The sequence below is a fragment of the Glutamicibacter uratoxydans genome, from assembly GCF_006539925.1.
Lineage (GTDB): Bacteria > Actinomycetota > Actinomycetes > Actinomycetales > Micrococcaceae > Glutamicibacter > Glutamicibacter uratoxydans.
In genome coordinates, this window is the sequence record NZ_BJNY01000007.1 from 163630 (window position 1) to 187706 (window position 24077).

Genomic DNA, 24077 nt, shown 5'->3' on the forward strand with positions numbered 1-24077 from the left:
CCTCAATGTGATTTAGATCTACTGTAAACCCATGAACACATTCCGAACAAGTGGTCGCATAGCGAACATTTAGGAATTCGACCCAAGGTCTTCGCCTCATCTTCAAGGAGCAATCCGATGCAAACCACTCGAAAGTCAGCGGCATCCGCAGCAGGGCAGGCGGGGAAGCGCACGCCGGTCAAGGCGGCGCTTGCCAGCTTCATGGGCAGCGCCGTTGAATACTACGATTTCTTCATCTTCGGCTCCGCCGCGGCGCTGATCTTCCCCCACATTTTCTTCCCCGACGCCAGCACCAACGCGGCGGTGATGTCCCTGGCAACCTTCGGCTTCGCCTATGTCGCCCGGCCCATCGGCGCGATCATCCTGGGGCACTTCGGCGACAAGATCGGCCGGCAGAAGGTGCTGATGTTCACCCTGGTGGTCATGGGCGCTTCCACCTTCGCCATCGGCTGCCTGCCCACCTTCGAGCAGGTCGGATGGCTCTCCCCCGCGCTGCTGGTGTTCGCCCGCCTGCTGCAGGGCCTCTCGGCGGCCGGCGAGCAGGCAGGCGCCTCCTCACTCTCGCTGGAGCATGCGCCGGATCACCGCCGCAGCTTCTTCACCTCCTGGACCTTGACCGGCACCCAGGGCGGGCAGATCCTGGCCGCGATGATCTTCATCCCGGTGGTGGCGCTACCGGATGAGATCAAGTACTCCATCGGCTGGCGCATCCCATTCTGGCTTTCGGCAGCGGTAGTGGTCGTCACCTTCTTCATCCGCCGCTCGCTGCACGAAACCCCTGAATTCGAGGAAGCCAAGAAGAACAACGAGATCGCCAAGCTCCCGCTGGCAGTGCTGCTGCGCTTCCACTGGAAGGACGTGCTGCGCGTGGTGCTGTGCGCCTTCATCGCCGCGGTGTCCACCGTGTACGGCACCCTGGCAATCTCCTATGGCAAGACCATCGGCAACATGGACGAATCGATCACCCTGTGGCTGGTCGTGGCAGGCAATATCGGCGCGCTGTTCACCCAGCCGCTGTTCGGCATGCTGGCTGACAAGATCGGACGCAAGCCGGTCTTCATCTACGGCGCGCTGGCTTCCGCGGCCATCATGCCCTTCTACCTTCGCTCCATGGAGACTGACAATACGCTGGCCCAGTTCGGGCTCTCGCTGCTGGTCTTCTCCTGCGCCTACGCAGCGGCCAACGCCGTGTGGCCGAGCTTCTATGCGGAGATGTTCTCCTCCCAGGTGCGCTTCTCCGGCCTTGCCATCGGCACCCAGCTGGGCTTTTTGATGGCAGGCTTCGCCCCGTCCATCGTGGCAGCCATCGGCGGCCTGGAGCCGGGCGGATGGGTGCAGATCAGCCTGTTCACCGCGGGCATCGCAGTGGTCGCGGCAGTCTCCGCGATGACAGCCCGCGAGACCTTCCGGGTGCCCACCGCGCAGCTGGGGCATCAGGTCACCAAGGCCGCCTAGATCCCGGCCACCGCGATCTCCCGCAGTTCCTGCTCCGCCAGCGAGGGAACGTGGCTGGCGGACCAGATGATGCGCAGTTCGCGCACCAGCGCAGGCCCGTCGAAGGGGATCTCCACAATGGTGCCGAGCTTCAGCTGGGACTGCACCGCCAGCTGGCTGAGCACCGCGGGCCCCATGCCGGCCGCCACGCACTGGCAGATCGTCGAGTTCGAATTGAACTCGGCGATCGGCTTGGGCCGCTCGGCATGGGCGATGTAGTCCAGGAAGGCTCGGGTGCCCGAGCCGTCCTCGCGCTCGATCAGCGCGGTGGTGGCAAGCTCGTGCACCGGCAACGGCGTGGTGCGCTGGGCCCAGGGGTGGCCAGGATCGGTGACGATGAGCATTTCATCGGAGAACACCCGCTGGGATTTCAGTCCGATGGGGATGTGCGGGGTTTCGACAAAGCCGAAGTCCACCTCGCCGTGCTGCACGGCCCGGATGACATCCTGCGAGTTCATGATCCGCATGCGCGGCTTGACCTGGGGCATGGTGCGGTGCAGGGCGCCGATCCAGCCCGGGGCCAGGAATTCGGCCACCGTCATGCTGGCCCCGAAGTCCAGCTCGGCCTGGCCGAGGTCGGCCAGGGTGCGCGCCCCGGCGGCGAAGTGCTGCAGGCTGTCAAGCACATCGCGGGCCCACTGCACGGTGAGCACGCCCTCGGCGGTGAGCGTGGAGCCGGTGGTCTTGCGCTCGATCAGCTGGTAGCCCAGCCGGCGCTCCATGGTTTTCAGCGCCCGGGTGGCGTTGGGCTGGGCGATTCCAGCGGCCCGGGCCCCAGCGCTGAGGCTGCCGTGGTCGGCGATGCCCACCAGCAGGCTGAGCGTTGAAAATTGCATCCAGTGCGCGATGCTGTTCAGTGATGACGGGTCCTGCTCCATATCAGCATCATATGACGGTGATAGCCACAGAGGGAATACCGCAAAGCTGGCGCCCCGACAAGACTTGTATATATGCAACGCACCAAGAAACCAGCCGAATCCGTCCCGGCAGAAGCCACGGGCAAGCCGCCGAGGATTTTCAAGGGGCTGCTGTTGTGCCTGGCGGTCGGCGCCGCCTGCATGGTCGCCAGCAAGTACCTCAACGGGTTAAGCGCCCTGCTGCTGGCCATCGTGCTTGGCGCCCTGTGGCGCAACCTCGCCCCGGTCCCTGCGGCGCTGGAACCGGGCATCGCCTGGTCGGCCAAGAAGCTGCTGCGCTGGGGCATCGTGGTGCTGGGCCTGCAGCTGTCGCTGAGCACCATCCTAGGCCTGGGCCCGGGCGTGCTACTGGTGGTCTTCCTCTCCGTAGGCATCACCTTCCTGGTGACCTTGTGGATCGGCGCACGCATGGGCATCGACCTGAAGCAGCGCATGCTCATCGCCACCGGCTTCTCTATCTGCGGCGCGGCCGCCGTGGCCGGAGCCGAAAATGTGGTGCGGGCCAAGCAGAACCAAGTGGCCACCGCGGTGGGCCTGGTGGTGCTGTTCGGCACGCTGATGATCCCCGCGATGCCGGCGCTCGGCGCGCTGCTGGGTATGGATGACCGCAGCATCGGCATGCTGGTCGGCGCTTCCACCCACGAGGTGGCCCAGGTGGTGGCCGCCAGCGGCTCGGTCTCCGCCGCGGCCCTAGAAGTTGCTGTCACGGTCAAGCTCGCCCGCGTGGTGCTGCTGGCACCGATCATCGCCGGCGTCGGGGTGTACATGCGCACCAAGCATTCGGTGGTCGGCGGCAAGAACCCTCCACTGATCCCGCTGTTCGTCGTGGGCTTCATTGCAGCCATGCTGCTGCGCACCACCGGCATCGTCCCAGCCCCCGTGCTGGATGCGGCCCAGATGGTGCAGACCCTGTTGCTGGCGGCCGCCATGTTCGCCCTGGGCCTTGGCGTGCACCTGCGCAGCATCGTGAAGTCCGGCGGCAAGGCGCTGATCCTGGGCCTGTTGGCAACCCTGGTGATCATTGTGGTGGCAACCTCCGGCACCCTGCTCTTCCCTCCTCAGTAGGAAAGCTAGACTGATCTGCATGCAGACTTCACCAAACCCCGACACCCCCGGTTCAGCGGTTCGAATCCGCAAGGCAGCCAGCGTCCTGCTGCTGCGCCAGGCGGGTGCGGGGTTTGAAGTCTTTGTGCAGCACCGCGTGAACACCATGGACTTCGCTGCCGGCATGGTGGTGTATCCAGGAGGCCGGGTGGACCCGCAGGATGCCCAGGCTGTTTCCCGGGGCGAAATTCCTGCCCAGCTGATGGCGGCACATGCCCTGCGCTGGGCCGGCTGCTCGGTCGCCGAGGCTGACACCGAGGCGCAGCGCGAAGAGAATGCAGGCATTGTGCTGGCGGCGGCCCGGCGCGAGGTCTTAGAGGAAACCGGGCTGCTGCTTGATGCCCAGCAGCTACTGCCCTGGGCCAATTGGGTCACCCCCGCAGGATTCCCGCGGCGCTTCGACACCTATTTCTTTGTGGCGGCGCTGCGCGAGGGGCAGGAACCGGTGCACCAGACCACCGAAGCAGTGGTCTCCCGCTGGGTCGCCCCTCAAGCGCTCTTCGCCTCGCTTGAACGCGGGGAGATCAAGATGATGCGCCCCACCCAGCGCACGCTGCTCGACGCGATGGCGCTGGGCGGGATCGAGCAGATTACCGCCGCGCAGCATCAGATCCTCAGCGTGCACCCCGACGGGACCGATACCTCCTCGGCCAGCCCCGTCAGGGACAGCGAGCTGTGCCCAAGGAACTTCTAATCTGGTCGTTCTCCGTCCTGGCACCTGTCAATGCCACTCATTTTCAGGATCATTCTCAGAGTTGGCTCCAAACAAAGAGCGTTCCTTTAGACGCTATCCGACAGACCGCTCGTGTCAGAAATAATGCCGCTCATATATGGTGACCAGTCCATACTTCTTTTGGATGTTGCGTGAGTGAAGCCCTGCCAGCATTTGGAAATCAGGTCATCTCTGCGCCACTCGTCTTCAAGATCAATCTGCAGAGCCACTACAAGCTAATCCTAGATTCACACCCCGTCATCCAACGCATACCAGCGGATCTGCAACGTGAAAAGATAATTTAAAAGCAGAATCCCGGCCGTTTGATCGGTCTTTCGAAAAAGACTACAGGGACGGTTCCGGGATGTTCTCTTCTATTTTAGATGACGTGGTACAGATGGCCAACCTTCAATCTTGGGAATTTTACGAGTTTCATTTCGGAGCTGCACGCCTCAAGCACTACCTCAATGAATGTGGCGGACATCAGAACCAAGCCATACTACTCTTCAATTGGAACTCGGATATCTCAGCTGCCTTCTGGGAATCTCTCGGCCATCTAGAAGTGGGCTTAAGAAACGCTATCGACAGGCAGATGAGCGCTCGACACACAGCCAAAGGACGGACCGGCCATTGGATCTTCGATGATGCTCGGGAATTGGGGCGTGATGCAGGCAGAAGCCCGCGACGTCATGCCTATCCATTTATTGATATCGACGCAGCTATGTCCCGCGTTCGTAAAAACCGCATGCCCATGGATTCAGGGCAGGTCATCTCTGAAATCTCTTTCGGATTCTGGCATCAGATGGTTTCAAAGAGTCAGATGTTCCTCTGGCCGGACTTAGCTGCAGCATTCCCCTATATGAAAGGGCGCAGCCAAACGCAGGTCAGCACAAAGGTCGGCGAACTTCGAAACCTAAGGAACAGAATCGGTCATCACCATCGAATCTGGGCTTCGGACTTGGAGAAGAAATTTGATGATCTTGTCGCATTAGCAGGCTATATCGACCCAAATTTCGGCCAGTGGATCAAAAACGGGAGCCCAGTCCCGCATCTGCTTCTCGAACAGCCCAAATAATCGTTTTGGTACTGGCTAAAGATTCCCTATCCCTGTTCCCTCAATCAGGAGAAGGCGGCCCATTGTGGGCCGCCTTAAGGCACGTATAAATTTCGTACCCATGCACGAATCGCGGCTAGCTCATCATCGAGCGGGGCCTTGCGATTCACGTCAGGATTACCCGTCGATCAGGCTGCGCCCGACGATCAGCGACATGATCTCGTTGGTGCCTTCAAGGATCTGGTGCACGCGCAAATCGCGGACCGTCTTTTCCAGCCCGTAGTCGCTGAGGTAGCCATAGCCGCCGTGCAGCTGGATGGCGCTGTTCGCGGCGTTGAAGCCTGCATCGGTGGCGACCTTCTTGGCCATCGCGCACAGGCGCACCGCCTGCGGGGTCTTGGCATCCAGGGCGGCGGCGGCGCGGCGCAGCAGCGAACGGGCGGCCTCCAGCTCCATGTCCATTTCCGCCAGCTTGAAGACCAGCGCCTCCTGCCGGGTCAGCGGGCCGCCGAAGGCCTTGCGCTCCTTGAGGTAGGCGGTGGACTTCTCCAGCGCGAACTGCCCGCCGCCCAGCGAGCAGGCCGCGATATTCAGCCGGCCGCCGTTCAGCGCCTGCATGGCCATGGAGAAGCCTTCGCCCTCGGCGCCGAGCAGATTGGCCGCGGGGATGCGCACATTGTCCATGATGACTTGGCGGGTGGGTTGGGCCTTCCAACCCATCTTCTTTTCATTCGGGCCGAAGCTCAGTCCCTCGCTGTCCAGCGGGACCAGGAAGGCGCTGATGCCGCGCGCGCCGGTATCCGCGGTGCGGGCCATGACGATGTAGACCTTGGAGGCGCCGGCGCCGGAGATGAACTGCTTAACGCCGTTGAGCACATATTCGTCGCCCTGCTTTTCGGCGCGCGTGGTCAGCGCCGCGGCGTCCGATCCGATGCCCGGCTCGGTCAGGCAGTAGGAGCCCAGATCCTGCATGCTGGTCATTGAAGGCAGCCACTTGGCCTGCTGCTCGCGGTTTCCGAAGCGGTCGATCATCCACACCACCATGTTGTGGATGGAGATATAGGCGGAGATGGTGGGGTCGGCCTTGGCCAGCTCTTCGAAAACCAGGATGGCGTCGGAGCGGGTCAGCGCCGACCCGCCGAATTCTTCGCCTGCATAGATGCCGCCCATGCCCAGCGCACCCGCCTCGGCGAGCACGTCGACGGGGAAATGCTTGTTCTCGTCCCAGTCGAGCGCGTTGGGCGCAATGCGTGTTTCGGCGAAATCGTGGACCATCTCCACTAGTGCCTGCTGGTCTTCGCTAAGTTCGAGCATGTTTGGCTCCTCCCTATCACTGCGGCACCCATTCGGTTAAGGGTCCCTAACCGCATTGTATGTGATTCAGGTTACAAGCGGGAGGCCTCTTCGCGGTCATCGAAATCGTCTCTGGCTTGCAGGACCTTGGGCACATGCTCTTCCGACCACACCCTGATTGCCTGCATGGGGCCGAGCAGGCTTTGGCCCAGCTCGCTCAGCTCATAGTCCACCCGGACCGGCACCTGCGCGGTGACGGTGCGCAGCACCAAGCCGTCACGTTCTAGCGTGCGCAGGGTGCTGGTCAGTACCTTGGGAGTGACGGTGCCGATGCGCTGGCGCAGCACGGTGAAGCGCAGCGGGCCTTCGGCGAGCGCCAGCAGCACCAAGGGGGTCCACTTGTCCCCCAGCCGCTGCATGATCTCCCGCGAGGGGCAGCCCTGCACCAGCACATTGAAGGACTGGTCGCTATCCATGAGGAAACCTAGTTTCGTTGTAGTAGTCGATATCTTAAAGATACCATTGAGTCGAAGCAAGCAGCTGGGGTCCACCAGTACAGAGAGGAACACCATGAAAATTGCAGTCTACGGAGCCACCGGAATGGTCGGCAGCGAGGTCGTCGCCGAGGCCGTCTCCCGCGGCCACGAGGTCACCGCGGTCAGCCGCTCGGGCAAGGAAGTTGAAGGCGCCACCGCACTGGCAGCCGAGCTGGGCGACGGCGCAGCCTACCGCGAGCTGGGCAAGGACAACGACGTGATCGTCGTTGCCGTGCCGCCATCGCGCACCGGCGGCGACCACCAGGAATACCTGGACGCCTTCGAGCAGATCACCGAAACCCTGACCGACGCCCGCCTGGTCGTTGTCGGCGGCGCCGGCGCCACCGAGGTCAACGGCGTGCGCCTGGTGGACACCCCGGGCTTCCCGGAGGAATACAAGGCCGAGGCCCTGACCTGCGCCGAGGTCTACGACATGTTCACCTCGGTCTCCGGCATTACCTGGACGGTTGTTGCACCAGCCCCTGTCATCGCGCCGGGCACCCGCACCGGCAGCTACACCCTGGGCACCGATTCGCCGGCCGGCGACTTCGTCTCCTCCCAGGACTTCGCCGTGGCGATCCTCGATGAGATCGAAACCCCGGTCCACGCAAACCGCCGCATGACCGTAGCCAGCGAAAAGTAGCCAGCAGCTGCCCACCGCCACCCAAGGTGTGAACTGGATGACAAGCTATCCTCCGTTCCCCCTTGGGTGGCTATGGTTAAAGGTGGTCATCACACTCATCGATACAACGAGGTATGTTTCCACTCATGCAGAAGAACCAGCGCGCTGCCCGCGTGCTTTCAAGCGCCCTCGCCCTGGGCCTGGTCTCGGCGGTCCTCGCAGGCTGCTCGGGCACCGATACTCCATCAACCGCCGATGCCACTGCCGCGCCAAGCGCCGGCGGCACCCTGGTCTACGCCTCGGGCGACGCCGAGCCAAGCTGCCTTGACCCGCACGTGGGCGGCAACTACCCGCAGGCCCTGGTCTCCAGCCAGTACCTAGAACCGCTGTTCACCAAGGACGCCGAGGGCAAGATCATCCCGTGGCTGGCCGAAAGCACCGAGGTCTCGCAGGATGGGCTGACCCGCACCATCAAGCTGCGCGAGGGAATCAGCTTCACCGACGGCACCAAGCTGACTAGCGAGGCCGTCAAGGCGAACATCGAGCACCTGCAGGACCCGAAGACCGCCTCCTCCACCGGCTACCTGGCGGTGGGCAAGGTCAAGAAGATCGAGCTGCCCGACGAGCTGACCGCCAAGCTGACCCTGTCCGCCCCGGACAATGCACTGCTTGAGTCGCTGTCCATGCCGTGGACCTCCATCGAATCCCCCAAAGCCCTGAAGCGCGACCAGGCCGCGAACTGCGCCGCCCCGGTGGGCACCGGCCCGTTCAAGGTCGAATCCTGGGAGCACCAGAAGCAGGTGAACCTGGTCCGCAACGAGGACTACGTTGCACCGGTTCCAGAAGCCGGGCGCAGCCAGCAGACCGCCTACCTGGACGGCATCACCTGGCGCTTCATCCCAGAGGCAGCCACCCGCTACGCCGCGCTGCAGTCAGGCGAGGTCGACGTGATCGACAACGCCCAGCCTGACACCATTTCCTCCGCGGCCAAGGACAACGCGCTGGGCCACCTGGATGCCCCGCGTCCAGGCGCCTCCAACCGCATCGAGCTGAACAGCGCCAAGGCGCCGTTTGACAACGCCAAGGTGCGCGAGGCATTCATCCGCTCGCTGGATGTCAACGCCGGCATCAGCTCGCTGTACTTCGACACCGCCAAGCGCAGCTACTCGCTGCTTTCCAGCGTGGAGCCGCTGGGCATCAGCGACGAGGCGCTGTTCACCACCGATGTGGCCAAGGCCAACGCGCTGCTCGACGAAGCAGGCTGGACCGAACGCGATGCCGCCGGCTACCGCGCCAAGGACGGCAAGCGCCTGAGCGTCACCTTCCCGGTCTCCACCAACCAGTCGGTGCCTGCCGAGCAGTCGCTGTTCCAGCAGTTCCAGGCCTCGGCCAAGGCCGTGGGCTTCGAGGTGAAGATCGAGCTGCTTGATTTGTCCAGCTGGTACGGCGCGCTGGCCAAGCACGAGTACAACCTGGTCTCCGCCCCGTACACCAAGGTGGGCCCGTCGGTGCTGCGCATCCTGTACCACTCCGACTCCACCGTTCCTGCGCCCTCTGGCTACTTCGCCAACAACGCCCAGGTGAAGAACGATCAGCTGGACAAGCTGCTGACCGAGGCGGAGCAGACCAGCGACGAAGCCCAGCGTGCTGACCTCTACGCCCAGGCGCAGAAGATCGTGCTGGAGGGCTACTACGTACTGCCGCTCTACGACCAGCAGAACCACTTCCTGTACGGCAAGAAGGTCCAGGGCATGGGCGCCACCACCACGGTGTCCTCGCCGACCTACTACGACGTGTTCCTGGCCAAGTAGGACATGGCGTACCTTGGCTGGGCCGCCAGGAAGATCGGCGGGGCGCTGGTGGTGCTGTGGCTGGTTGCCACCGCCATCTTCATCGGCATCCGCATGATCCCCGGCGACCCGGCCGAGGCCATCATGGGCGGTCCGGGCTCGCAGGCCTCCGCCGAGGCCCTGGCCGCCGCCCGCGCCGAGTTCGGCCTGGACCGGCCGATCGGCGTGCAATACCTGATGTACCTGGGCAAGCTGGCGCAGCTTGACTTCGGCACCTCCTATTCGCTCAAGCGCCCGGTCACCGAGGTGATGGGCGAGGTGCTGCCCAACACCCTGTGGCTGGCGCTGGTCTCCCTGGCCGCCGCCTGGCTGCTGGCGCTGCTCTTCGCCGCCGCTTCCATGCGGGCCAGCCGGCTAGGCTCCTGGCTGGGCAGCATGTTTGAAATCATCGCCGCCGCGGTGCCGCATTTCTGGCTCGGATCGGTGCTGATCATGCTCTTCTCCTCCGCCCTGGGCTGGCTGCCGGCGGTGGACAACGGCACCGCCGCGGGCCTGCTGCTGCCGGTGCTCACCCTGGCCCTGCCGCTGGCAGGCTTCCTGACCCAGCTCATGCGCGATTCCCTGGCCGCCGCCATGGGTAGCCAGTTCGCGCTGGCCGCCAGGGCGCGCGGGGAAAGCAGGCTCATGGTCTTCTGGCGCCACGGTCTGCGCCACGCCTCCCTGCCGGCGCTGAACCTGACCGGCTGGGCCTTCGCCTCGCTGCTCTCCGGTGCAGTGGTGGTGGAGGCGATCTTCGCCCGCCCGGGGCTCGGCCGCTCCCTGCTCTCCGCGGTGCTGGCCCGCGACATCCCCATGGTCACCGGCATCGCCCTGTTCTCCGCGCTGGTCTACATCCTGGTGATGGCAGTTGCCGAGGGCATCGAGAAGTTCATCGACCCGGCGGGAGCCGGAGCATGAGCCGCACCGCAAAGATCCTCAGCCTGGCCTTCATCGCCTTCTGGCTGCTCACCGCCCTGGCCCCGTCGCTGATCGCCCCCGGCGACCCGCTGGCCATCAACCCCGCCCAGGCCTTCCAGAAGCCGGGGCTCGGGCACCTTTTCGGCACCGACGAATCAGGCCGCGACGTCTACACCCGCGTGGTCCACGGCGCCCGGGACTCGCTGTTCATCGGCATAGCCGCCACGGCCCTGGGCATGGGGCTTGCCATCGTACTGGGCACCGCCGCCGCGCTGTCCCCGCGCTGGCTGGACGAGGCCATCCTGCGCGTGCTCGAAGCCCTCTATGCGGTGCCTTCCCTGCTGATGGCGCTGCTGATCATCGCGTTCACCGGACCGGGTGTGGGCCCTGCCATTGTGGCGGTGGGCCTGTCCACGGCACCCGGCTATGCCCGGCTGGTGCGCAGCCAGATCCGCACGCTGCGCCGTTCGGAAATGCTGGAAGCCGCCACGGTGCTGGGCCGCGGGCCCTGGGCCAAGGTGCGCAACCACCTGGTGCCCAATGCGCTCAAGCCGCTGCTGGCGCTGGTGACCTTGGGCATCGGCCAGGCGGTCATCTGGGCCGCTGCCCTGTCATTCCTGGGCCTTGGCACTCCCCCGCCGGCTCCCGAATGGGGCGCCATGCTCTCCGCCGGCCGCACCTACCTGCACCTGGCCTGGTGGATGAGCCTGTTCCCCGGCCTTGCCATCGTCGTCGTCGCGGCCGGAGCCACCTTGATCGGCCGGGCCCTGGGCGGAAAGGTCAAAGCACTATGAACCAGCCGGTGATTGCCGTCGAGAACCTCAGGGTGTCCTTCGGTGGAACGACCGCCGTGGACGGCGTCAGCTTCACCCTGCACGCCGGCCGCGCCCTGGCGCTGGTGGGCGAATCAGGCTCCGGAAAATCTGTCACCGCCCGCAGCCTGCTGGGCCTGAGCGGAGGCAGGGCCGCGGCCGATGCGCTGGAGATCTGCGGTCAGGATGCCAGGGATCTATCCGACGGGCAATGGCGGCAGATCCGCGGCACCAGGATCTCCATGATCCTGCAGGATGCGCTCATGGCGCTGGATCCGCTGCGCCCCGTGGGCCGCGAAATCGGCGACGCGCTCAAGGCCCATGGCTCAGCCCCTGCGTCGGCACGCCGCGCACAGGTGATCGACGCCCTGGCGGCCGTGCGCGTGCCGGAGCCCGAACGCCGGGCCAGGCAGCGCTCCACCGAGCTCTCCGGCGGCATGCGCCAACGGGCGCTGATCGCCCAGGCGCTGATCGGCGACCCGCAGGTGGTCATCGCCGATGAGGCCACCACGGCACTGGATTCCCAGCTCACCGCGCTGGTGCTTTCCCAGCTGCGGGACATCAAGGAGCAGGGCCGGGCGGTGCTGATGATCAGCCACGACCTGGCCCAGGTGGCGCAGCTGGCAGATGACATTGCGGTCATGCGCCAGGGGAAAATCGTCGAGTTCGGTCCGGCGATCGAGGTGTTGGGCAGTCCGCAGCACGAATACACCAAGACCCTGCTGCAGGCGGTGCCTTCAGGGGTTCCGCGCTTCTCCTCGCTCTCCCCCGGCTCTGCCGTGCCGCAGTGCCCGGCCCGTCCCAACACCACCTCCGCCGCGCTGCGCGTGAACAGCCTGTCAAAGAGCTTCGGCGGACACCCGGCGGTCCAGGATGTCAGCTTCGAGCTGCCCCGGGGCAAAACCCTGGGCATCGTCGGCGAATCAGGCTCCGGGAAGACCACCACGGCACGCATGGTCTTGGGCATTGAAAGGCCGGATTCCGGAACGGTGGAACTGCTAGGTCAGGGCTTCGTCCCGCAGCGAGAATCGGCGCGCCGCGAACTGCGCCGCCAGATGGGTGCGATCTACCAGAACCCGCTGGGTTCCTTCGACCCGCGCTATTCGGTCTCCCAGCTGCTCACCGATGCGTTAAGCCAAGGCAGAACCAAGCGTTCGAGCCAGTACCGCGACGAGGTGGCACGGCTTCTTGAGCAGGTGGAGCTCGATCCAGCGCTGGGCGGCCGCAACCCTGTCGAACTCTCCGGCGGGCAGCGCCAGCGTCTGGCCATTGCCCGCGCCCTCGCCGCCAAGCCTGCGGTGCTGATTCTTGACGAGCCGGTCTCCGCTCTGGATGTGTCGGTGCAGGCAACGGTGCTGGACCTGCTGGACAGGATCCAGCTGGAAACCGGCACCAGCTACCTGTTCATCAGCCACGACCTATCGGTCATCGAGCATATGAGCGATGCCGTGGCGGTGATGTACCAGGGCCGCATTGTCGAGCAGGGGCCCACCGAGCAGATCTTCGGCGACCCGCAGCAGGACTATACGAAGCAGCTGCTGTCGGCGATGCCGCGGCTGCGCTAGAAACCACAGAGTGGAGCAAGCCGCGGGGAACCTGCTGAATCTCTGCTTCGCACCTATTGCCTCAAGATGAAGCGTCATCGCTCTCTTGCTACGGAAGACTCTTCATCCCCATTCTTGCGCGCTCCGTTCGCCAAAGTTAGGCCGCTTCGATCTTGTCACCTGTCTCGACAGGCGGGAGCATGCGCCTTTCCCTGGCACGACGCTCTATCCGAGCTCCGAATATGGTGGCCGCGACAATGAAGGCAATCCCCGCTGCTTGGACCGGCCCTATGAACTCGCCGCCGAGGGACACTCCTATAGCTACTGCCCAAATGGGTTCGGTTCCCATAAGAAGGCTCACCCTTGCCGCAGAACTGCGCCTCACAGCCCAGGCTTGAACGAGAAATGCGAAAACGCTGCAGGCCAGCCCGAGGAATATGGCGTCAGCCCATGCTGATTCGTCCATACGGACAATATTTACTACTAAGTTCGGAGCACTCAAACCGGTGAATATCACCAGCCCGGAAAAGATCTGCAAACTAATGATCAGAGGTAGATCGTCGCCTTCTTTCAGAAATTTTGCTGTGGCAATGACGTGACCTGCTCTCACTAGCGCGGCAACTATCACAAACAGATCCCCTGCACCTGGCATGCGCAGGCCGCTGCCCGAGGCAAGTAGGACCGCACCGAGCATTCCCAGCAAAGCCATCAGGTAGAAGACTTTCGGCAGGACTCTGCGCAGTACAAGTACTTCGAGCAGGGGCGTGAGAATCAAGCTCAGACTAATGAGAACGCCCGCATTACTGGAGCTGGTCAGTCGCACTCCAGAAGTTTCCAACCAGAGAATAGCGGCCTGACTCAGACCGAGCCCGACTCCAAGCAGGAGAACATGTCGATTCAGCGTGACCGAGCGACGAATGAAGAGAAAAATCAACATACCCGCTAGCGCGACCCCATACCTGAGTGTCAAAGCCGTATTTACATCGGTAGCTGCAACCAAGTTCTTAGCCGAAAGGTAACTGCCACCCCAGGTCGCTGCAACAGCGATCAACAGTAAATCGGGAATTATGGCTTTGGCGAAAGGCTTCTGGTGCATATCTACAATGTTTGTCGCACCAAGACTAAAGAACAATCTTTACTTACTGAACTAAATATTTAGAATTATCTAATGCAACTCTACGAGCTTCGGATCCTGCGAGAACTTGGCGAGCGAGGCAGCGTCGCAGCTGTCGCTCAAGCCCTTTTGGTGACGCCATCTGCCGTTTCCCAACAGCTGAGCACTCTTCAGCGCGGTTTCGGAACTCCGTTGACCACACGTCGCGGACGCCGATTGGAACTGACCCAAGCGGGATGGGCGCTAGCGACCGCCGGCACCAAGGTCGCTGCGGCGATGGCAGATGCGGCCTCGTCCGTAGATGATTTTCTGGCAGATCCCAGCGAGCCAGTCAGCGTCTCGGCCTTTCACAGTGCGGGGCTGGCTTGGTTCGCTCCGCTGCTGGAGGCAACTCAAGACTTACCCACCGTCAATTTATCGGATGAGGATGTTCCTCGGTCCGACTTTGCTGCACTGACGCTGAAGCATGACATCGTCATTGCCCATCGACTGCCCCACGATCCACCGTGGCCACAGGGTCGCGTCATAAGCACCGCTCTGGTATCCGAACCTCTAGATGTCGCTGTTGCCACGAACCACCCTTTGGCTTCACGGCAAAGTATCAGCACCCTGGACCTAGCCAGCGAGCGCTGGATCTCAGTACATGAGGGCTTCCCCTTGTCCCAGCTGCTGGCTCCAATCGCAGTGCGCCATGGTCAACCACTCGACATTGCGCATCGGGTCAATGAGTTTTTCGTTGCAGCAACGATCATTCGCACGGGCCAGGCCATTGGGCTGATGCCGCGCTACACCATGAGTTCTGCCAGCCTCGAAGGCATTGCCCTGCTTCCGCTCAACGATCTGCCATTGGCACGCCAGATCGACGCACTCTCACGACCCGAAGCGCTCCACCGAGCGTCGGTTCGCAAGGTGCTGAACCTGTTAAGCTCCATTGCCAGTGACAGCGCGGCAGCTGAGAGACCATCGACTCCCTGCAGCTAAATAGCCAACAGACCTGTCGCGGCTCGGCTGCGTTAGACGGTGTCGCTGAGCTGGTCCTTGACCTGCTTGCGCAGGATCTTGCCCAGCATTGAGCGCGGCATCTCGTCGATGGCGACAATCCGCTTGGGCACCTTGTAGGCGGCCAGCAGCGAACGGCAGTGCTCGCGCAGTTCCTCTTCATTCAGGCTCGCGCCTTCTTCGAGCTGCACTGCCGCCACAACCATTTCTCCGCCGCGGGCCAGCGGCTTGCCGAAGGCGGCGGCATCGGCCACATCTGCATGCTGGCGCAGCGCAATTTCCACCTCGGTCGGAGAGACGTTGAAGCCGCCGGTGATGATCAGCTCCTTGGCGCGGTCCACCACCTTGGCGAATCCCGCCTCATCCACGGTGACCACGTCGCCCGAGCGCAGCCAGCCATCTGCGGTCATGGTCTTGGCTGTTTCCTCGGGGTTGTTCCAATAGCCCTTGAAGACCTGCGGTCCCTTGATCAACAGCTCCCCGGGTTCCCCCTGGGCTACTTCGCTAGTCGGGTCATCCAGATCGACGACCTTCATCAGGGTGGAGGGGAAGGGCACGCCGATGGTTCCGGTGCGACGCGCGGGGTGGAAGGGATTGCCCAGGGCCACTGGAGAGGATTCGGTCATGCCGTAGCCTTCCACCAGCAGTCCGCCTGACATGGATTCCCAGAGTTCCACCACGTGGTCCGGCAGGTTCATGGCACCGGAGATGCAGTACTTGGCGGATTTGAGCGACATGCCGCGCTCCTTGGCCGCCAGCGCCGTGCGCTCGTAGATCGGAGGGACCGCGCAGTACACGGTGGCAGGCGACTTCTTCCACGCATCCAGGATCATTGCCGGGTCGAACTTCGGGAAGAGCACCAGCAAACCCTGCTTCTTCACTCCGAAGGTCAGGTACAGGGTCATGCCGAAAGCATGGAACATCGGAAGGATCGCATAGAGGATCTCCTTGCGCTCCTGCGCTCCGTGCATCCAGGCTTCGCCCTGCAGTGCGTTGGAGTAGAGGTTGAAATGGGTGAGCATCGCGCCCTTGGGGCGGCCGGTGGTTCCCGAGGTGTATTGGATGACTGCAAGGTCTTCCACCTGCGGGTAGGGGTGGGAGCGGTCGAGCGTTCCACTGGCCAGCAGCTGCTTCCAGGCAGTGGTGCCGCGGGTTCGCGCGGTCAGCGAGGCCTTGGTTTCGCGCAGCTTCTTCAGCGGAAGGTTCAGCGCCAGGCGCTTGACGGCGGGGAATGCTTCGAGCAGGTTGACGGCGACGATGGCGTCGAGCTGCACGTCTTCGGGGAACTGCTGCAGGTTTTCCACGACCTTGTCCCAGGCGATGACCACGCGGGCCTGGTGGTCCTCGAACTGGTGGCGCAGCTCGCGCGAGGTGTACAGCGGATTGTGCTCAACCACCACCGCGCCCAGGCGCAGCACCGCATAGAAGGCAATGACATGCTGCGGGCAGTTGGGAAGCACCAGGGCCACGCGGTCGCCGGCGCGCACGCCGAGCTGGCGCAGGCCTTCGGCTGCCTGCTGTACCTGTTCGCCGAGTTCCCTGTAGCTCATGCGCCGCCCGAAGAACTCGGTGGCGGGGCTGTCGCCCGCCTGCTGCACCGAGTGCTCGAACATGTGGCTCAGCGATTCGGTGGGCAGCACAATTTCGGCGGGAACTCCGGGCTGGTAGTTGGCAACCCAGGGATGATCAGCAGAATTCTCCATAAGCTCATCTTGCCTTGTTTGCACTGGCCGGTTCAACGAATCAAGGTGTTCGCAATGGACTAACTCATCACGTAAACACAATTGTCATCATCGTTGACATTGTTGATGATTCTCCATAATCTCATATCACTGAGACGCACGTCTCACCCGATATTTTGAATGGAGCTCCACCGATGCAGCTGCACCACCTCACCGCCACCGAAGCAGGCAAACTCTTCAGGAGCCGGGAGCTGTCCCCCGTTGAACTTCTTGATGCGGTGGCGGCCCGCAGCGCACAGGCCGAGCCGTCGATCAACGCGTTGACCGAGCAAATGCTCGACACTGCCTATGAGGACGCCCGCGAATCGGAGAAGAAGTTCGCCGCCGGCTCAGCAAATCTCGGCGCTCTGGAAGGCATCCCGCTGCTGCTCAAGGAAGAGCAGCCGATCGCCGGATACAAGGCAGAAGAAGGATCGCTGACTGAGCAGGGCACGATCGCCGAGGTGTCGCACCCAATCGTCGAACGTATCTTTGCCGCCGGCGCCGTGGTGCACGGCCGCACCACCACCCCCGAATTCTGCTGCGCTCCCTACACCCATTCGAAGCTCTGGGGCGTCACCCGCAACCCGTGGAACACCGAGCTGACTCCCGGCGGTTCCTCGGGCGGTTCGGGCGCGGCGCTGGCAGCCGGCGAATCCATCCTCGCCACCGGTTCGGATATCGGCGGAAGCATCCGCATCCCCTCGTCCTTCTGCGGCATCGTCGGCTTCAAGCCTCCCTTCGGCCGGGTGCCAGGCATGGCCCCGTTCAACCAAGACACCTACTGCGCCGACGGCCCGATGGGACGCAGCGTGGCCGACGTGGCAATGCTGCAGAACGTCATCGCCGGCCCGCACCACACCGACCAGGCATCACTGCGCCCCGCGCTGCAGCTGCCGGAGCCCCAGGCCTCCGCTGCCAAGGGAATGAAGGTGGCGCTGTGCATCAATCTCGGAGACTACCCGGTGGACCCGGTCATCGAGGCGAACACCCGCCAAGCCGCCCAGGCGCTGCGCAATGCAGGGGTCACCGTTGACGAGGTCAGCCTGCCATGGACCCGCGAGAAGATCATCAATGCCGCATGGTCCCACTTCGGCGGGATCATGGGCCCCTTCATCACCGAGGTGGCTGGAGCGGACGGCGACCTGCTCATGGACTACACCAAGGACTTCGCCCGCCGCGCGGCCCAGGCCGGCAGCTTTGCCGAGGGCCTGATCGCAGAGGCCGAAGTCTACGAACCGCTGGGCGTGCTGCTCGGCGAATACGACGCGCTGCTCTGCCCAACCTTGGGCGTGACCGGCATGGCCGCGGACTTCCCGGACCCGGCGGCGCTGCTGGAAGTCAACGGCTCTTCGGTGAGCTGGATCGAATCTGCGCTGACGGTGCCGTTCAATGTCATCGGCCGCGTTCCGGTGCTGGCGCTGCCTTCGGGCCTGGCGCCCAACGGGCTGCCCACGGGTGTCCAGATTGTCGGCCGCACCTATGACGACGCTACTGTCTTCACCCTGGGCGCGGCGCTGGAGAAGGAACTGGACCTGTGGACCAAGGCCTCATGGTGGCCGCAGGTGCAGGAGGCGCTGAAGGCCTAGACTCGACGCAGGCATTTCCAGTTCTGCCGGAACGGATAGTCGTCTATCCGCTCCGGCAGAGCTATTTAACGTCGTCCTGTTCGAGGTTGATGACAAAGGCCCGGCGTTCGCAGATCAACGACCCGCGCATCACGAAGACCTCGGCCATCACCATACGGACTTCTTCGCCGTCGGCCCGGTGGGTTCGCCCGTGGATTTCAGCCATGATCGTTTCGCCTTCTTCCACCATCCGCACGATGTGCAGCTCGGGGTATCCGCTGAAATCTTCGTTCTCAATCGCCGCATCGTAGGCAGGCTTGCCGCTGATCCTGAAATGTCCGTACACGGTCCACACGATGTCATCGGTCAGGCAATCGAGGATCTGCGTGTGGTCGTTCTTGTTGAATCCGTCGATATACCTGCGCACAGTTGCCTTGTTCTCTGACATTTTTGCCCTTTGGAAGTTGAGCCGGAACAGCAATGGATTTCAGGCTAAGCGCGGCGGGGGTATTTGAACAAGGCAAAGCCGCGTGAACGTTTTTTCGTTCACGCGGCTTTGCCGGTGGTTCGCTACTTTGCCATGTAGACCTTGCGCAGCGGCTGGTCCACGACCCAGGTGGTGTGCATGCCTTCGCGCAGGTGGCAGATGCTGCCTGGCACCAGGGAAAACACTTCAGCCTCAAACCCGTTGGCTGCATGGACAGTGACGGTTGCCTGGCCAGCCAGCACGATGAACAGCTCTTCGGCCTCGATGTCTGTCATCGCGCCTTCGCTCATCTCCCACAGGCCGAACTCGACCCCGAAGATCTCGCCCAAGCTCTGCACTGCGGTGCAGGGTGAACCAGCCACCAGCTGGCTGCCTTCCACAGGGTCCAGCGCCAGCTCAATCTTCAGCGCGTCGATGCTGCGGGTGTCGTAGTGCTCTTCAAAGACCGTTGAATTATTGTTCATGAGTCGAATCCCATACCGATCGCGTCCATGGTTCGCAGGAACAACCCGCGCTTGCCCTCGTTGCGGTCCGAGCGGGCCATGGCGGCGGTCATCATCTTCACGCCCAGCCAGGCAGCCGGTTCCGGAGGGAACGGCAGAGGCTTTTTCTTCACCATCTTCAGCTCGGTCAACTCGGTCTTCTTGCCCTCCAAAAGATCAAGCATGACCTTGGCGGCGAAGTGGGTGGCACCCACGCCGAGCCCGGTGAATCCGGCCGCCGAGGCAACCTTGCCGTTATAGGCCAGGTCGAAGAAGGAGAAGAAGCGGCTGCAGGAGTCGATGGCTCCGCCCCAGGCGTGGGAGAACTTCAGGTCCTTCAGCTCAGGAAAGGTCGCGAAGAAGTGCGCAGCCAGGCGAGCGTAGGTGGCTTCGCTGTTGTAGTGTTTGCGGTCCACTGCGCCGCCGAAGAAATACAGTGCGTCGTATCCGCCGTAGAGGATTCTGAAGTCCCCGTTCTCGTCAACGATCGGACGGGAATAGTGGAAGCGGCTGTTCAGGTCCACCAGGCCGGTGAGGGTATCCCAGCCGATGGCTTCGCGCTGTGCTGCAGTGAGCGGCTCGGTGACCAGTGCGTAGTCGTAGACCGGGACGGTCATCAGGGCGTTGCGCTTGAGCAGCGGTTGGAACACGTTGGTGCCCAGCGCAACCTTCTTGGCCAGCACCCGGCCGTCTGCGGTGGCGGCGGCGACCAGCTCGCCCTGCTCGGAAAGGGATTCCACGCGAGACTGCTCGTAGACCTTGACGCCCAGCTCTTCGCAGGCCTTGAGCAGGCCCCAGACCAGCTTGGCAGGGTGCACCAGTACGGTGTCTTCCTTCGACCAGGACCCTGAGATGAACGCGGTGGAGCGGATCATCTTGGAGGTCTCTTCACGGTCCAGGTAGAGGACATCTTCGCCGTTGGCTTCCTCGCGCAGCCACTGGTCCTGGTGCGGCTCGATGGCCACGCTCAGCGAGCCTTCTTCGAACAGGTCGCAGTCGATGCCATAGCGGCGGATGGCGTCGACCAGTTCGGCGAGGTTCTCCTCGCCGAGTTCGGTCAGCCGCGCGTTCTCCTCTGGCAGATGGCTTTCTCCGTTGGATTCGCCGTGGACCAGCGAGGCTTCACAGAAGCCGCCGTTGCGGCCCGAGGCTTCATCGCCCACCCAGCCTGCTTCCAGCAGCACGACCTTGGCTTCCGAGTTGCGCTCCTTGGCCTGCAGCGCAGTCCACAGGCCGGTGTAGCCACCGCCGACCACCAGCAGGTCTGCGGTGATCTGCTCGGCGAGCTTGGGGCGAGCGCCGGGGCGGTTGGGGTCGTCAAGCCAGTAGACGGCCCGCTTGGTATCGCGCAAAGCTGCTGCGGTGAGGGCTGGATCGATGGTCTTTTCGGCATTCTCGAAGAATGTCGGCGTAGAAGTAGTCATCACTGTTTCTCTAATAGGAGTTGTTGTCTGCCGGTTCGCGCACTGGCTCGTCTTTGGCCCAGCGCGGGCGCGGCACCGAAGCCAGCAGGGACTTCGTGTACTCGTGGGCCGGGTGGTTCAGCACCTGCCCGGTGGGGCCGGATTCGACGATGCGGCCGTGCTGCACGACGACCAGCTCGTCGCAGATCTCTCCGACGATGCCCAGGTCGTGGCTGATAAACAGCACCGCGACGCCGTTTTCGCGGCGCAGCTTGTTCACCAGCTCCAGCACCTTGGCCTGCACCGAGACATCCAGCGCGCTGGTGGCCTCGTCCAGCACCAGCAGGCGCGGGTTCAGCGCCATGGCCTTGGCGATGGCAACACGCTGGCGCTGGCCGCCGGAGAGCTTGCGCGGCAGCAGGTTAGCGTGCTTCTCCTCCAGGCCGACGCTTGCCAGCAGTTCGCTGATGCGCGCCTTCATGGCCTTGGCATCCAGCTTGTAGTGCAGCTTCAGCACCCGTTCCAGCGCCTTGGCCGGGGTGATGCGCGAATCCAGCGACTGGTAGGGGTCCTGGAAGACCATCTGCACCCTGGAGGCGCGGGCCAGCCGGCGCTCCTTGGCGGAGCCGGTTTCGATCTGTCCTCCGGCCACCGTCATGGTGCCCTCGTCCTGCTCCTCCAGGCCTGCAACAATGCGTCCCAGGGTGGACTTGCCGGAGCCTGATTCGCCCACGATCGCCAGGCCGCCGCCGGCGGGGATGGAGATCGAGACGTCCTGCACTGCCTTCACCGCAGGCTGTCCGGAGGGGTGGTAGGTCTTGAAGGCGTTTTCCACCTTCAGCACCAGCTCCGCGCCCTCGGTGGACGGCAGGGTGTGCACGCCGGCCGCAGGGCCCGAGCGCATGGACGGGGTGGAGGCGATCAGCTTCTTGGTGTAGTCGGCTGTCGGCGCGGTGAAGATCTGCCGGGTGTCCCCCGCTTCCTGCACCTCGCCGCGGCGCAGCACATAGGTGCGGTCGGCAATGGAGGCCGCCAACGCCAGGTCGTGGGTGATGAACAGCATGCCCATGTCGCGTTCGCGCACCGCGGTGGAGAGCAGTTCCATGACCGCCGCCTGAGTGGTGACATCCAATGCGGTGGTGGACTCGTCGCAGATCAGCAACTGCGGGTCGTTCATCAGCGCACCGGCGATCATCACACGCTGCAGCATGCCGCCGGAGAGCTCATGCGGGTACTGCTTCATGCGCGCCTCGGGATTACTCAGGCCCATGGAGCCCAGCAGTCCCACGGCGCGGGCCTCAAGTTCGGCCCGGTTGGACCCCGGCACCTGCAGCATCGGCTCGATCAGGTGCGCGCCCAGGGTGCGCACCGGGTTGATCGACGAGCGCGGGTCCTGGAACACCATGGCCGCTGTGGTGCGGCGCACCTGGCGCAGCGCCGCCTTGGAGGCGCCGAGGATTTCGGTGCCGTCGAGGTTGATGGACCCATGGGTGGTGGCGTGGGCCGGCAGCAGGCCGAGCACCGCGCGAGCGGTCAGCGACTTGCCGGAACCGGATTCGCCCACCAGCGCCACGCTTTCCCCGCTATTGATCTGCAGCGACACCTCGTGCAGCAGCCTGTTGGTCAGGCCGTTGACGCGAATGTCGATACCCAGGTTCTGAATTTCTAACAGGCTCATGCGAACGGGTCTCCCAACTTATCTGATAGCCAGCCACCGATGGAGTTGACTGCCACGACGATCAGCACCACTGCCAGCGAAGGAATCATTGCGGGCAGGAAGTTGCCTGCCACCAGGGCGCTTTGGCCCTCGTTGATCATGTTGCCCCAGTCCGCGGCCGGAGCCTGGATGCCCAGGCCCAGGAAGGACAGGGCCGCCAGCTCCACCAGCACATAGCCGAAGTTCTGGGTAGTCTGCGAACCGACCACGCCCAGCACATTGGGCATGACCGCGCGAGTGGCGATCCAGCCCGGAGCGAAGCCCTGAACCTGGTAGGCGGAGACGTACTGGCGGTTCTTCTCCCCGGAGACCAGTTGGCGGGTGAGCCTGCCGATGTACGGGGTGTAGGCGATGGACATCGCGATGATCGGGGCGGTCAGCCCCTTGCCGAACAGCGCCACGGCCAAGATGGCCAGCAGCAGCGCTGGGAAGGCCAGCACGATGTCGAAGATGCGGGTGATCACCGCATCGATGATGCCGCCGGCCCAGCCGGCCCACAGTCCCAGGATCACGCCGAGGATGGTGGAGAGCAGGATGACGAAGATCGGCCCATACAGCGCGGTGCGCGCGCCGTAGATCATCCGGGACAGGGTGTCGCGGCCCAGCGCGTCGGTGCCCAGCAGGTGGGCGGCGCTCGGGGCGGAGTTCACGTTCAGCAGGTCGACTGCCGCCGGCGGATACGGGGAGACCAGCGGGGCGAAAACCGCCGCCAGGATCACCACCACCACAAAAATGGCTGAAATCAGCAGGCCCCAGCGGGTGCGGTGCAGGCTCAGGCGGCTGATCGCCTTGCGCGGTGCTTCTTGGATGCTCATCTAGCTCCCTTTCCTGCCTTCAAGCGGGGGTCGACTACCGGGCCGAGCAGATCGACCAGGGTGTTGATGGCGACGAATGCCGTCACGACGATCAGCACGATCGCCTGGACTACCGGGAAGTCCAGCCGGTCCACCGAGGAGACCAGCAGGGATCCGAGCCCAGCCAGGCCGAAGGCCTGCTCGACGATGGCCGAGGAGACCAACAGGCCTGCCACCAGCAGGCCGGAGACCGTCATGATCGGGCCCAGCGAGTTGCGCAGCACGTGGCGGAAGACCACTGCCACTTCGGTGATGCCGCGGGAGCGGGCCACCTCGACGTGTTCGCGGGAGAATTCCTCCATCATGGCCGAGCGGGTCACGCGGCCCACCACGGCGATGAAGGACAGCGCCAGCGCCAGGGACGGTAGCACCAGGTGGTAGATCATGTCCCCGAAGCCTTCGCCGGAGCCGAAGGAGGGGAACATGCCCAGCTGGATGGAGAAGATCGCGATCAGCACGATCGCGCCGACGAAGGACGGGATGGCAGCCAGCGCGGACATGCCGGCGATGATGCCGCGGTCGATCCAGCTGCCGCGGAACAGCGCCGCTGCGATGCCTGCTGCCAGGCCCAGCACCGCGATCATCAGCCCAGCCATGACCACCAGGCCCAGGGTGACCGGCAGGCGGTCAAGGATCACGTCGGTGACGTCCTGGCGGTACTGCAGCGAGCGGCCGAAGTCGCCCTGCAGCACCCCGGTAATCCAGTGCCAGTACTGCTCCAGCGGCGGCTTGTCCAGCCCGTAGATCGCGGTGACTTCCGCGATGGCCTCCGGGTTGGGGCTGCGTCCGCGCAGCAGGAAGTTGATCGGGTCCCCGGGCACCAGCCAGCGGGAGAAGAACACGATCACCGAGGAGATGAACACGGTGAACACGAAGCCGAAAAGCTTCATGGCGATC

The 24077-nt window shown here is 63.7% G+C and carries 22 protein-coding genes; 11 read left to right on the plus strand and 11 right to left on the minus strand.

Going from position 1 to position 24077, the window contains the following annotated elements; translation table 11 throughout:
* The first annotated feature begins 117 nt into the window (after positions 1-117).
* On the plus strand, positions 118-1455 hold the full coding sequence (locus AUR04nite_RS07450) for an MFS transporter (RefSeq protein WP_141363514.1): 1338 nt from the start codon (positions 118-120) through the stop codon (positions 1453-1455).
* Here AUR04nite_RS07450 and AUR04nite_RS07455 read toward each other — a convergent pair.
* Positions 1452-2372, minus strand: a complete 921-nt coding sequence (locus AUR04nite_RS07455; RefSeq protein WP_141363516.1) for a LysR substrate-binding domain-containing protein — start codon at positions 2370-2372, stop codon at positions 1452-1454. The genes AUR04nite_RS07450 and AUR04nite_RS07455 overlap by 4 nt on opposite strands.
* Positions 2373-2444: 72 nt before the next feature.
* On the opposite strand from AUR04nite_RS07455, the gene AUR04nite_RS07460 reads away from it, so the two are divergent.
* From AUR04nite_RS07460 to AUR04nite_RS07470, 3 genes are all read left to right on the plus strand, one after another.
* Complete coding sequence (locus tag AUR04nite_RS07460; protein ID WP_141363518.1) at positions 2445-3476, plus strand: YeiH family protein; 1032 nt, start codon at positions 2445-2447, stop codon at positions 3474-3476.
* Positions 3477-3495: 19 nt separating this feature from the next.
* Positions 3496-4209 (plus strand): NUDIX hydrolase, encoded by a 714-nt coding sequence (locus tag AUR04nite_RS07465; RefSeq protein WP_141363520.1) that lies wholly within the window; start codon positions 3496-3498, stop codon positions 4207-4209.
* Positions 4210-4591: 382 nt separating this feature from the next.
* On the plus strand, positions 4592-5302 hold the full coding sequence (locus tag AUR04nite_RS07470) for an Abi family protein (RefSeq protein ID WP_141363522.1): 711 nt from the start codon (positions 4592-4594) through the stop codon (positions 5300-5302).
* A gap of 156 nt (positions 5303-5458) precedes the next feature.
* Here the strand turns inward: AUR04nite_RS07470 and AUR04nite_RS07475 are convergent, their stop codons facing one another.
* Positions 5459-6595 (minus strand): acyl-CoA dehydrogenase family protein, encoded by a 1137-nt coding sequence (locus AUR04nite_RS07475; RefSeq protein WP_141363524.1) that lies wholly within the window; start codon positions 6593-6595, stop codon positions 5459-5461.
* 71 nt (positions 6596-6666) lie between these two features.
* Positions 6667-7050 carry a winged helix-turn-helix transcriptional regulator gene (locus tag AUR04nite_RS07480; protein WP_141363526.1) on the minus strand — a complete coding sequence of 128 codons (384 nt, stop codon included), beginning with the start codon at positions 7048-7050 and terminating at the stop codon, positions 6667-6669.
* A 94-nt stretch (positions 7051-7144) separates the two neighbouring features.
* Between AUR04nite_RS07480 and AUR04nite_RS07485 the strand changes: the two genes are divergently transcribed.
* From AUR04nite_RS07485 to AUR04nite_RS07505, 5 genes are all read left to right on the plus strand, one after another.
* On the plus strand, positions 7145-7753 hold the full coding sequence (locus AUR04nite_RS07485; protein WP_141363528.1) for an NAD(P)-dependent oxidoreductase: 609 nt from the start codon (positions 7145-7147) through the stop codon (positions 7751-7753).
* Between the two features lie 125 nt (positions 7754-7878).
* Positions 7879-9543 carry an ABC transporter substrate-binding protein gene (locus AUR04nite_RS07490; protein ID WP_141363530.1) on the plus strand — a complete coding sequence of 555 codons (1665 nt, stop codon included), beginning with the start codon at positions 7879-7881 and terminating at the stop codon, positions 9541-9543.
* 3 nt (positions 9544-9546) lie between these two features.
* Positions 9547-10479: an ABC transporter permease gene (locus AUR04nite_RS07495; RefSeq protein WP_141363532.1), complete on the plus strand. Its 933-nt coding sequence runs from the start codon at positions 9547-9549 to the stop codon at positions 10477-10479.
* Complete coding sequence (locus AUR04nite_RS07500; protein ID WP_141363534.1) at positions 10476-11273, plus strand: ABC transporter permease; 798 nt, start codon at positions 10476-10478, stop codon at positions 11271-11273. The genes AUR04nite_RS07495 and AUR04nite_RS07500 overlap by 4 nt, the downstream gene beginning before the upstream one ends.
* Positions 11270-12856 (plus strand): dipeptide ABC transporter ATP-binding protein, encoded by a 1587-nt coding sequence (locus AUR04nite_RS07505; RefSeq protein WP_141363536.1) that lies wholly within the window; start codon positions 11270-11272, stop codon positions 12854-12856. The genes AUR04nite_RS07500 and AUR04nite_RS07505 overlap by 4 nt, the downstream gene beginning before the upstream one ends.
* Before the next feature lie 136 nt (positions 12857-12992).
* Here the strand turns inward: AUR04nite_RS07505 and AUR04nite_RS07510 are convergent, their stop codons facing one another.
* On the minus strand, positions 12993-13931 hold the full coding sequence (locus AUR04nite_RS07510; RefSeq protein ID WP_141363538.1) for a DMT family transporter: 939 nt from the start codon (positions 13929-13931) through the stop codon (positions 12993-12995).
* A 72-nt stretch (positions 13932-14003) separates the two neighbouring features.
* Here AUR04nite_RS07510 and AUR04nite_RS07515 point away from each other — a divergent pair, with 72 nt between their 5' ends.
* Entirely contained in the window at positions 14004-14930 is a 927-nt protein-coding gene (locus AUR04nite_RS07515; RefSeq protein ID WP_141363540.1) for a LysR family transcriptional regulator, read from the plus strand.
* Positions 14931-14962: 32 nt separating this feature from the next.
* Here AUR04nite_RS07515 and AUR04nite_RS07520 read toward each other — a convergent pair whose 3' ends face one another.
* Positions 14963-16651, minus strand: coding sequence for a long-chain-fatty-acid--CoA ligase (locus AUR04nite_RS07520; RefSeq protein WP_141363542.1), 1689 nt, complete (start codon positions 16649-16651; stop codon positions 14963-14965).
* Positions 16652-16824: 173 nt separating this feature from the next.
* Here AUR04nite_RS07520 and AUR04nite_RS07525 point away from each other — a divergent pair, with 173 nt between their 5' ends.
* Complete coding sequence (locus AUR04nite_RS07525) at positions 16825-18258, plus strand: amidase (protein ID WP_141363544.1); 1434 nt, start codon at positions 16825-16827, stop codon at positions 18256-18258.
* 61 nt (positions 18259-18319) lie between these two features.
* Here the strand turns inward: AUR04nite_RS07525 and AUR04nite_RS07530 are convergent, their stop codons facing one another.
* From AUR04nite_RS07530 to AUR04nite_RS07555, 6 genes are all read right to left on the minus strand, one after another.
* Positions 18320-18685, minus strand: coding sequence for a nuclear transport factor 2 family protein (locus tag AUR04nite_RS07530; protein WP_141363545.1), 366 nt, complete (start codon positions 18683-18685; stop codon positions 18320-18322).
* A gap of 122 nt (positions 18686-18807) precedes the next feature.
* Positions 18808-19188 carry a cupin domain-containing protein gene (locus AUR04nite_RS07535; protein ID WP_218024652.1) on the minus strand — a complete coding sequence of 127 codons (381 nt, stop codon included), beginning with the start codon at positions 19186-19188 and terminating at the stop codon, positions 18808-18810.
* Positions 19185-20630 (minus strand): NAD(P)/FAD-dependent oxidoreductase, encoded by a 1446-nt coding sequence (locus tag AUR04nite_RS07540; protein WP_141363546.1) that lies wholly within the window; start codon positions 20628-20630, stop codon positions 19185-19187. Before AUR04nite_RS07540 ends, AUR04nite_RS07535 begins: the two co-directional genes overlap by 4 nt.
* A gap of 10 nt (positions 20631-20640) precedes the next feature.
* Positions 20641-22287: a dipeptide ABC transporter ATP-binding protein gene (locus tag AUR04nite_RS07545; protein WP_141363548.1), complete on the minus strand. Its 1647-nt coding sequence runs from the start codon at positions 22285-22287 to the stop codon at positions 20641-20643.
* The gene (locus AUR04nite_RS07550) at positions 22284-23141 is read right to left on the minus strand and encodes an ABC transporter permease (protein ID WP_141363550.1); all 858 of its coding nucleotides are present in this window, start codon (positions 23139-23141) and stop codon (positions 22284-22286) included. The genes AUR04nite_RS07545 and AUR04nite_RS07550 overlap by 4 nt, the downstream gene beginning before the upstream one ends.
* Positions 23138-24070, minus strand: coding sequence for an ABC transporter permease (locus AUR04nite_RS07555; protein ID WP_407646672.1), 933 nt, complete (start codon positions 24068-24070; stop codon positions 23138-23140). The genes AUR04nite_RS07550 and AUR04nite_RS07555 overlap by 4 nt, the downstream gene beginning before the upstream one ends.
* Between the last annotated feature and the right edge of the window lie 7 nt (positions 24071-24077).

Excerpts from the sequence above, each read along its gene's own strand:
- AUR04nite_RS07550 (WP_141363550.1), bottom strand. The coding sequence starts at position 23,141 with ATGAGCATCCAAGAAGCACCGCGCAAGGCGATCAGCCGCCTGAGCCTG.
- AUR04nite_RS07455 (WP_141363516.1), bottom strand. The coding sequence starts at position 2,372 with ATGGAGCAGGACCCGTCATCACTGAACAGCATCGCGCACTGGATGCAA.
- AUR04nite_RS07495 (WP_141363532.1), top strand. The coding sequence starts at position 9,547 with ATGGCGTACCTTGGCTGGGCCGCCAGGAAGATCGGCGGGGCGCTGGTG.
- AUR04nite_RS07510 (WP_141363538.1), bottom strand. The coding sequence starts at position 13,931 with ATGCACCAGAAGCCTTTCGCCAAAGCCATAATTCCCGATTTACTGTTG.
- AUR04nite_RS07465 (WP_141363520.1), top strand. The coding sequence starts at position 3,496 with ATGCAGACTTCACCAAACCCCGACACCCCCGGTTCAGCGGTTCGAATC.
- AUR04nite_RS07525 (WP_141363544.1), top strand. The coding sequence starts at position 16,825 with ATGCAGCTGCACCACCTCACCGCCACCGAAGCAGGCAAACTCTTCAGG.
- AUR04nite_RS07450 (WP_141363514.1), top strand. The coding sequence starts at position 118 with ATGCAAACCACTCGAAAGTCAGCGGCATCCGCAGCAGGGCAGGCGGGG.
- AUR04nite_RS07535 (WP_218024652.1), bottom strand. The coding sequence starts at position 19,188 with ATGAACAATAATTCAACGGTCTTTGAAGAGCACTACGACACCCGCAGC.
- AUR04nite_RS07530 (WP_141363545.1), bottom strand. The coding sequence starts at position 18,685 with ATGTCAGAGAACAAGGCAACTGTGCGCAGGTATATCGACGGATTCAAC.
- AUR04nite_RS07490 (WP_141363530.1), top strand. The coding sequence starts at position 7,879 with ATGCAGAAGAACCAGCGCGCTGCCCGCGTGCTTTCAAGCGCCCTCGCC.
- AUR04nite_RS07505 (WP_141363536.1), top strand. The coding sequence starts at position 11,270 with ATGAACCAGCCGGTGATTGCCGTCGAGAACCTCAGGGTGTCCTTCGGT.
- AUR04nite_RS07540 (WP_141363546.1), bottom strand. The coding sequence starts at position 20,630 with ATGACTACTTCTACGCCGACATTCTTCGAGAATGCCGAAAAGACCATC.
- AUR04nite_RS07460 (WP_141363518.1), top strand. The coding sequence starts at position 2,445 with ATGCAACGCACCAAGAAACCAGCCGAATCCGTCCCGGCAGAAGCCACG.
- AUR04nite_RS07545 (WP_141363548.1), bottom strand. The coding sequence starts at position 22,287 with ATGAGCCTGTTAGAAATTCAGAACCTGGGTATCGACATTCGCGTCAAC.
- AUR04nite_RS07555 (WP_407646672.1), bottom strand. The coding sequence starts at position 24,070 with ATGAAGCTTTTCGGCTTCGTGTTCACCGTGTTCATCTCCTCGGTGATC.
- AUR04nite_RS07485 (WP_141363528.1), top strand. The coding sequence starts at position 7,145 with ATGAAAATTGCAGTCTACGGAGCCACCGGAATGGTCGGCAGCGAGGTC.
- AUR04nite_RS07475 (WP_141363524.1), bottom strand. The coding sequence starts at position 6,595 with ATGCTCGAACTTAGCGAAGACCAGCAGGCACTAGTGGAGATGGTCCAC.
- AUR04nite_RS07480 (WP_141363526.1), bottom strand. The coding sequence starts at position 7,050 with ATGGATAGCGACCAGTCCTTCAATGTGCTGGTGCAGGGCTGCCCCTCG.
- AUR04nite_RS07470 (WP_141363522.1), top strand. The coding sequence starts at position 4,592 with ATGTTCTCTTCTATTTTAGATGACGTGGTACAGATGGCCAACCTTCAA.
- AUR04nite_RS07515 (WP_141363540.1), top strand. The coding sequence starts at position 14,004 with ATGCAACTCTACGAGCTTCGGATCCTGCGAGAACTTGGCGAGCGAGGC.
- AUR04nite_RS07500 (WP_141363534.1), top strand. The coding sequence starts at position 10,476 with ATGAGCCGCACCGCAAAGATCCTCAGCCTGGCCTTCATCGCCTTCTGG.
- AUR04nite_RS07520 (WP_141363542.1), bottom strand. The coding sequence starts at position 16,651 with ATGGAGAATTCTGCTGATCATCCCTGGGTTGCCAACTACCAGCCCGGA.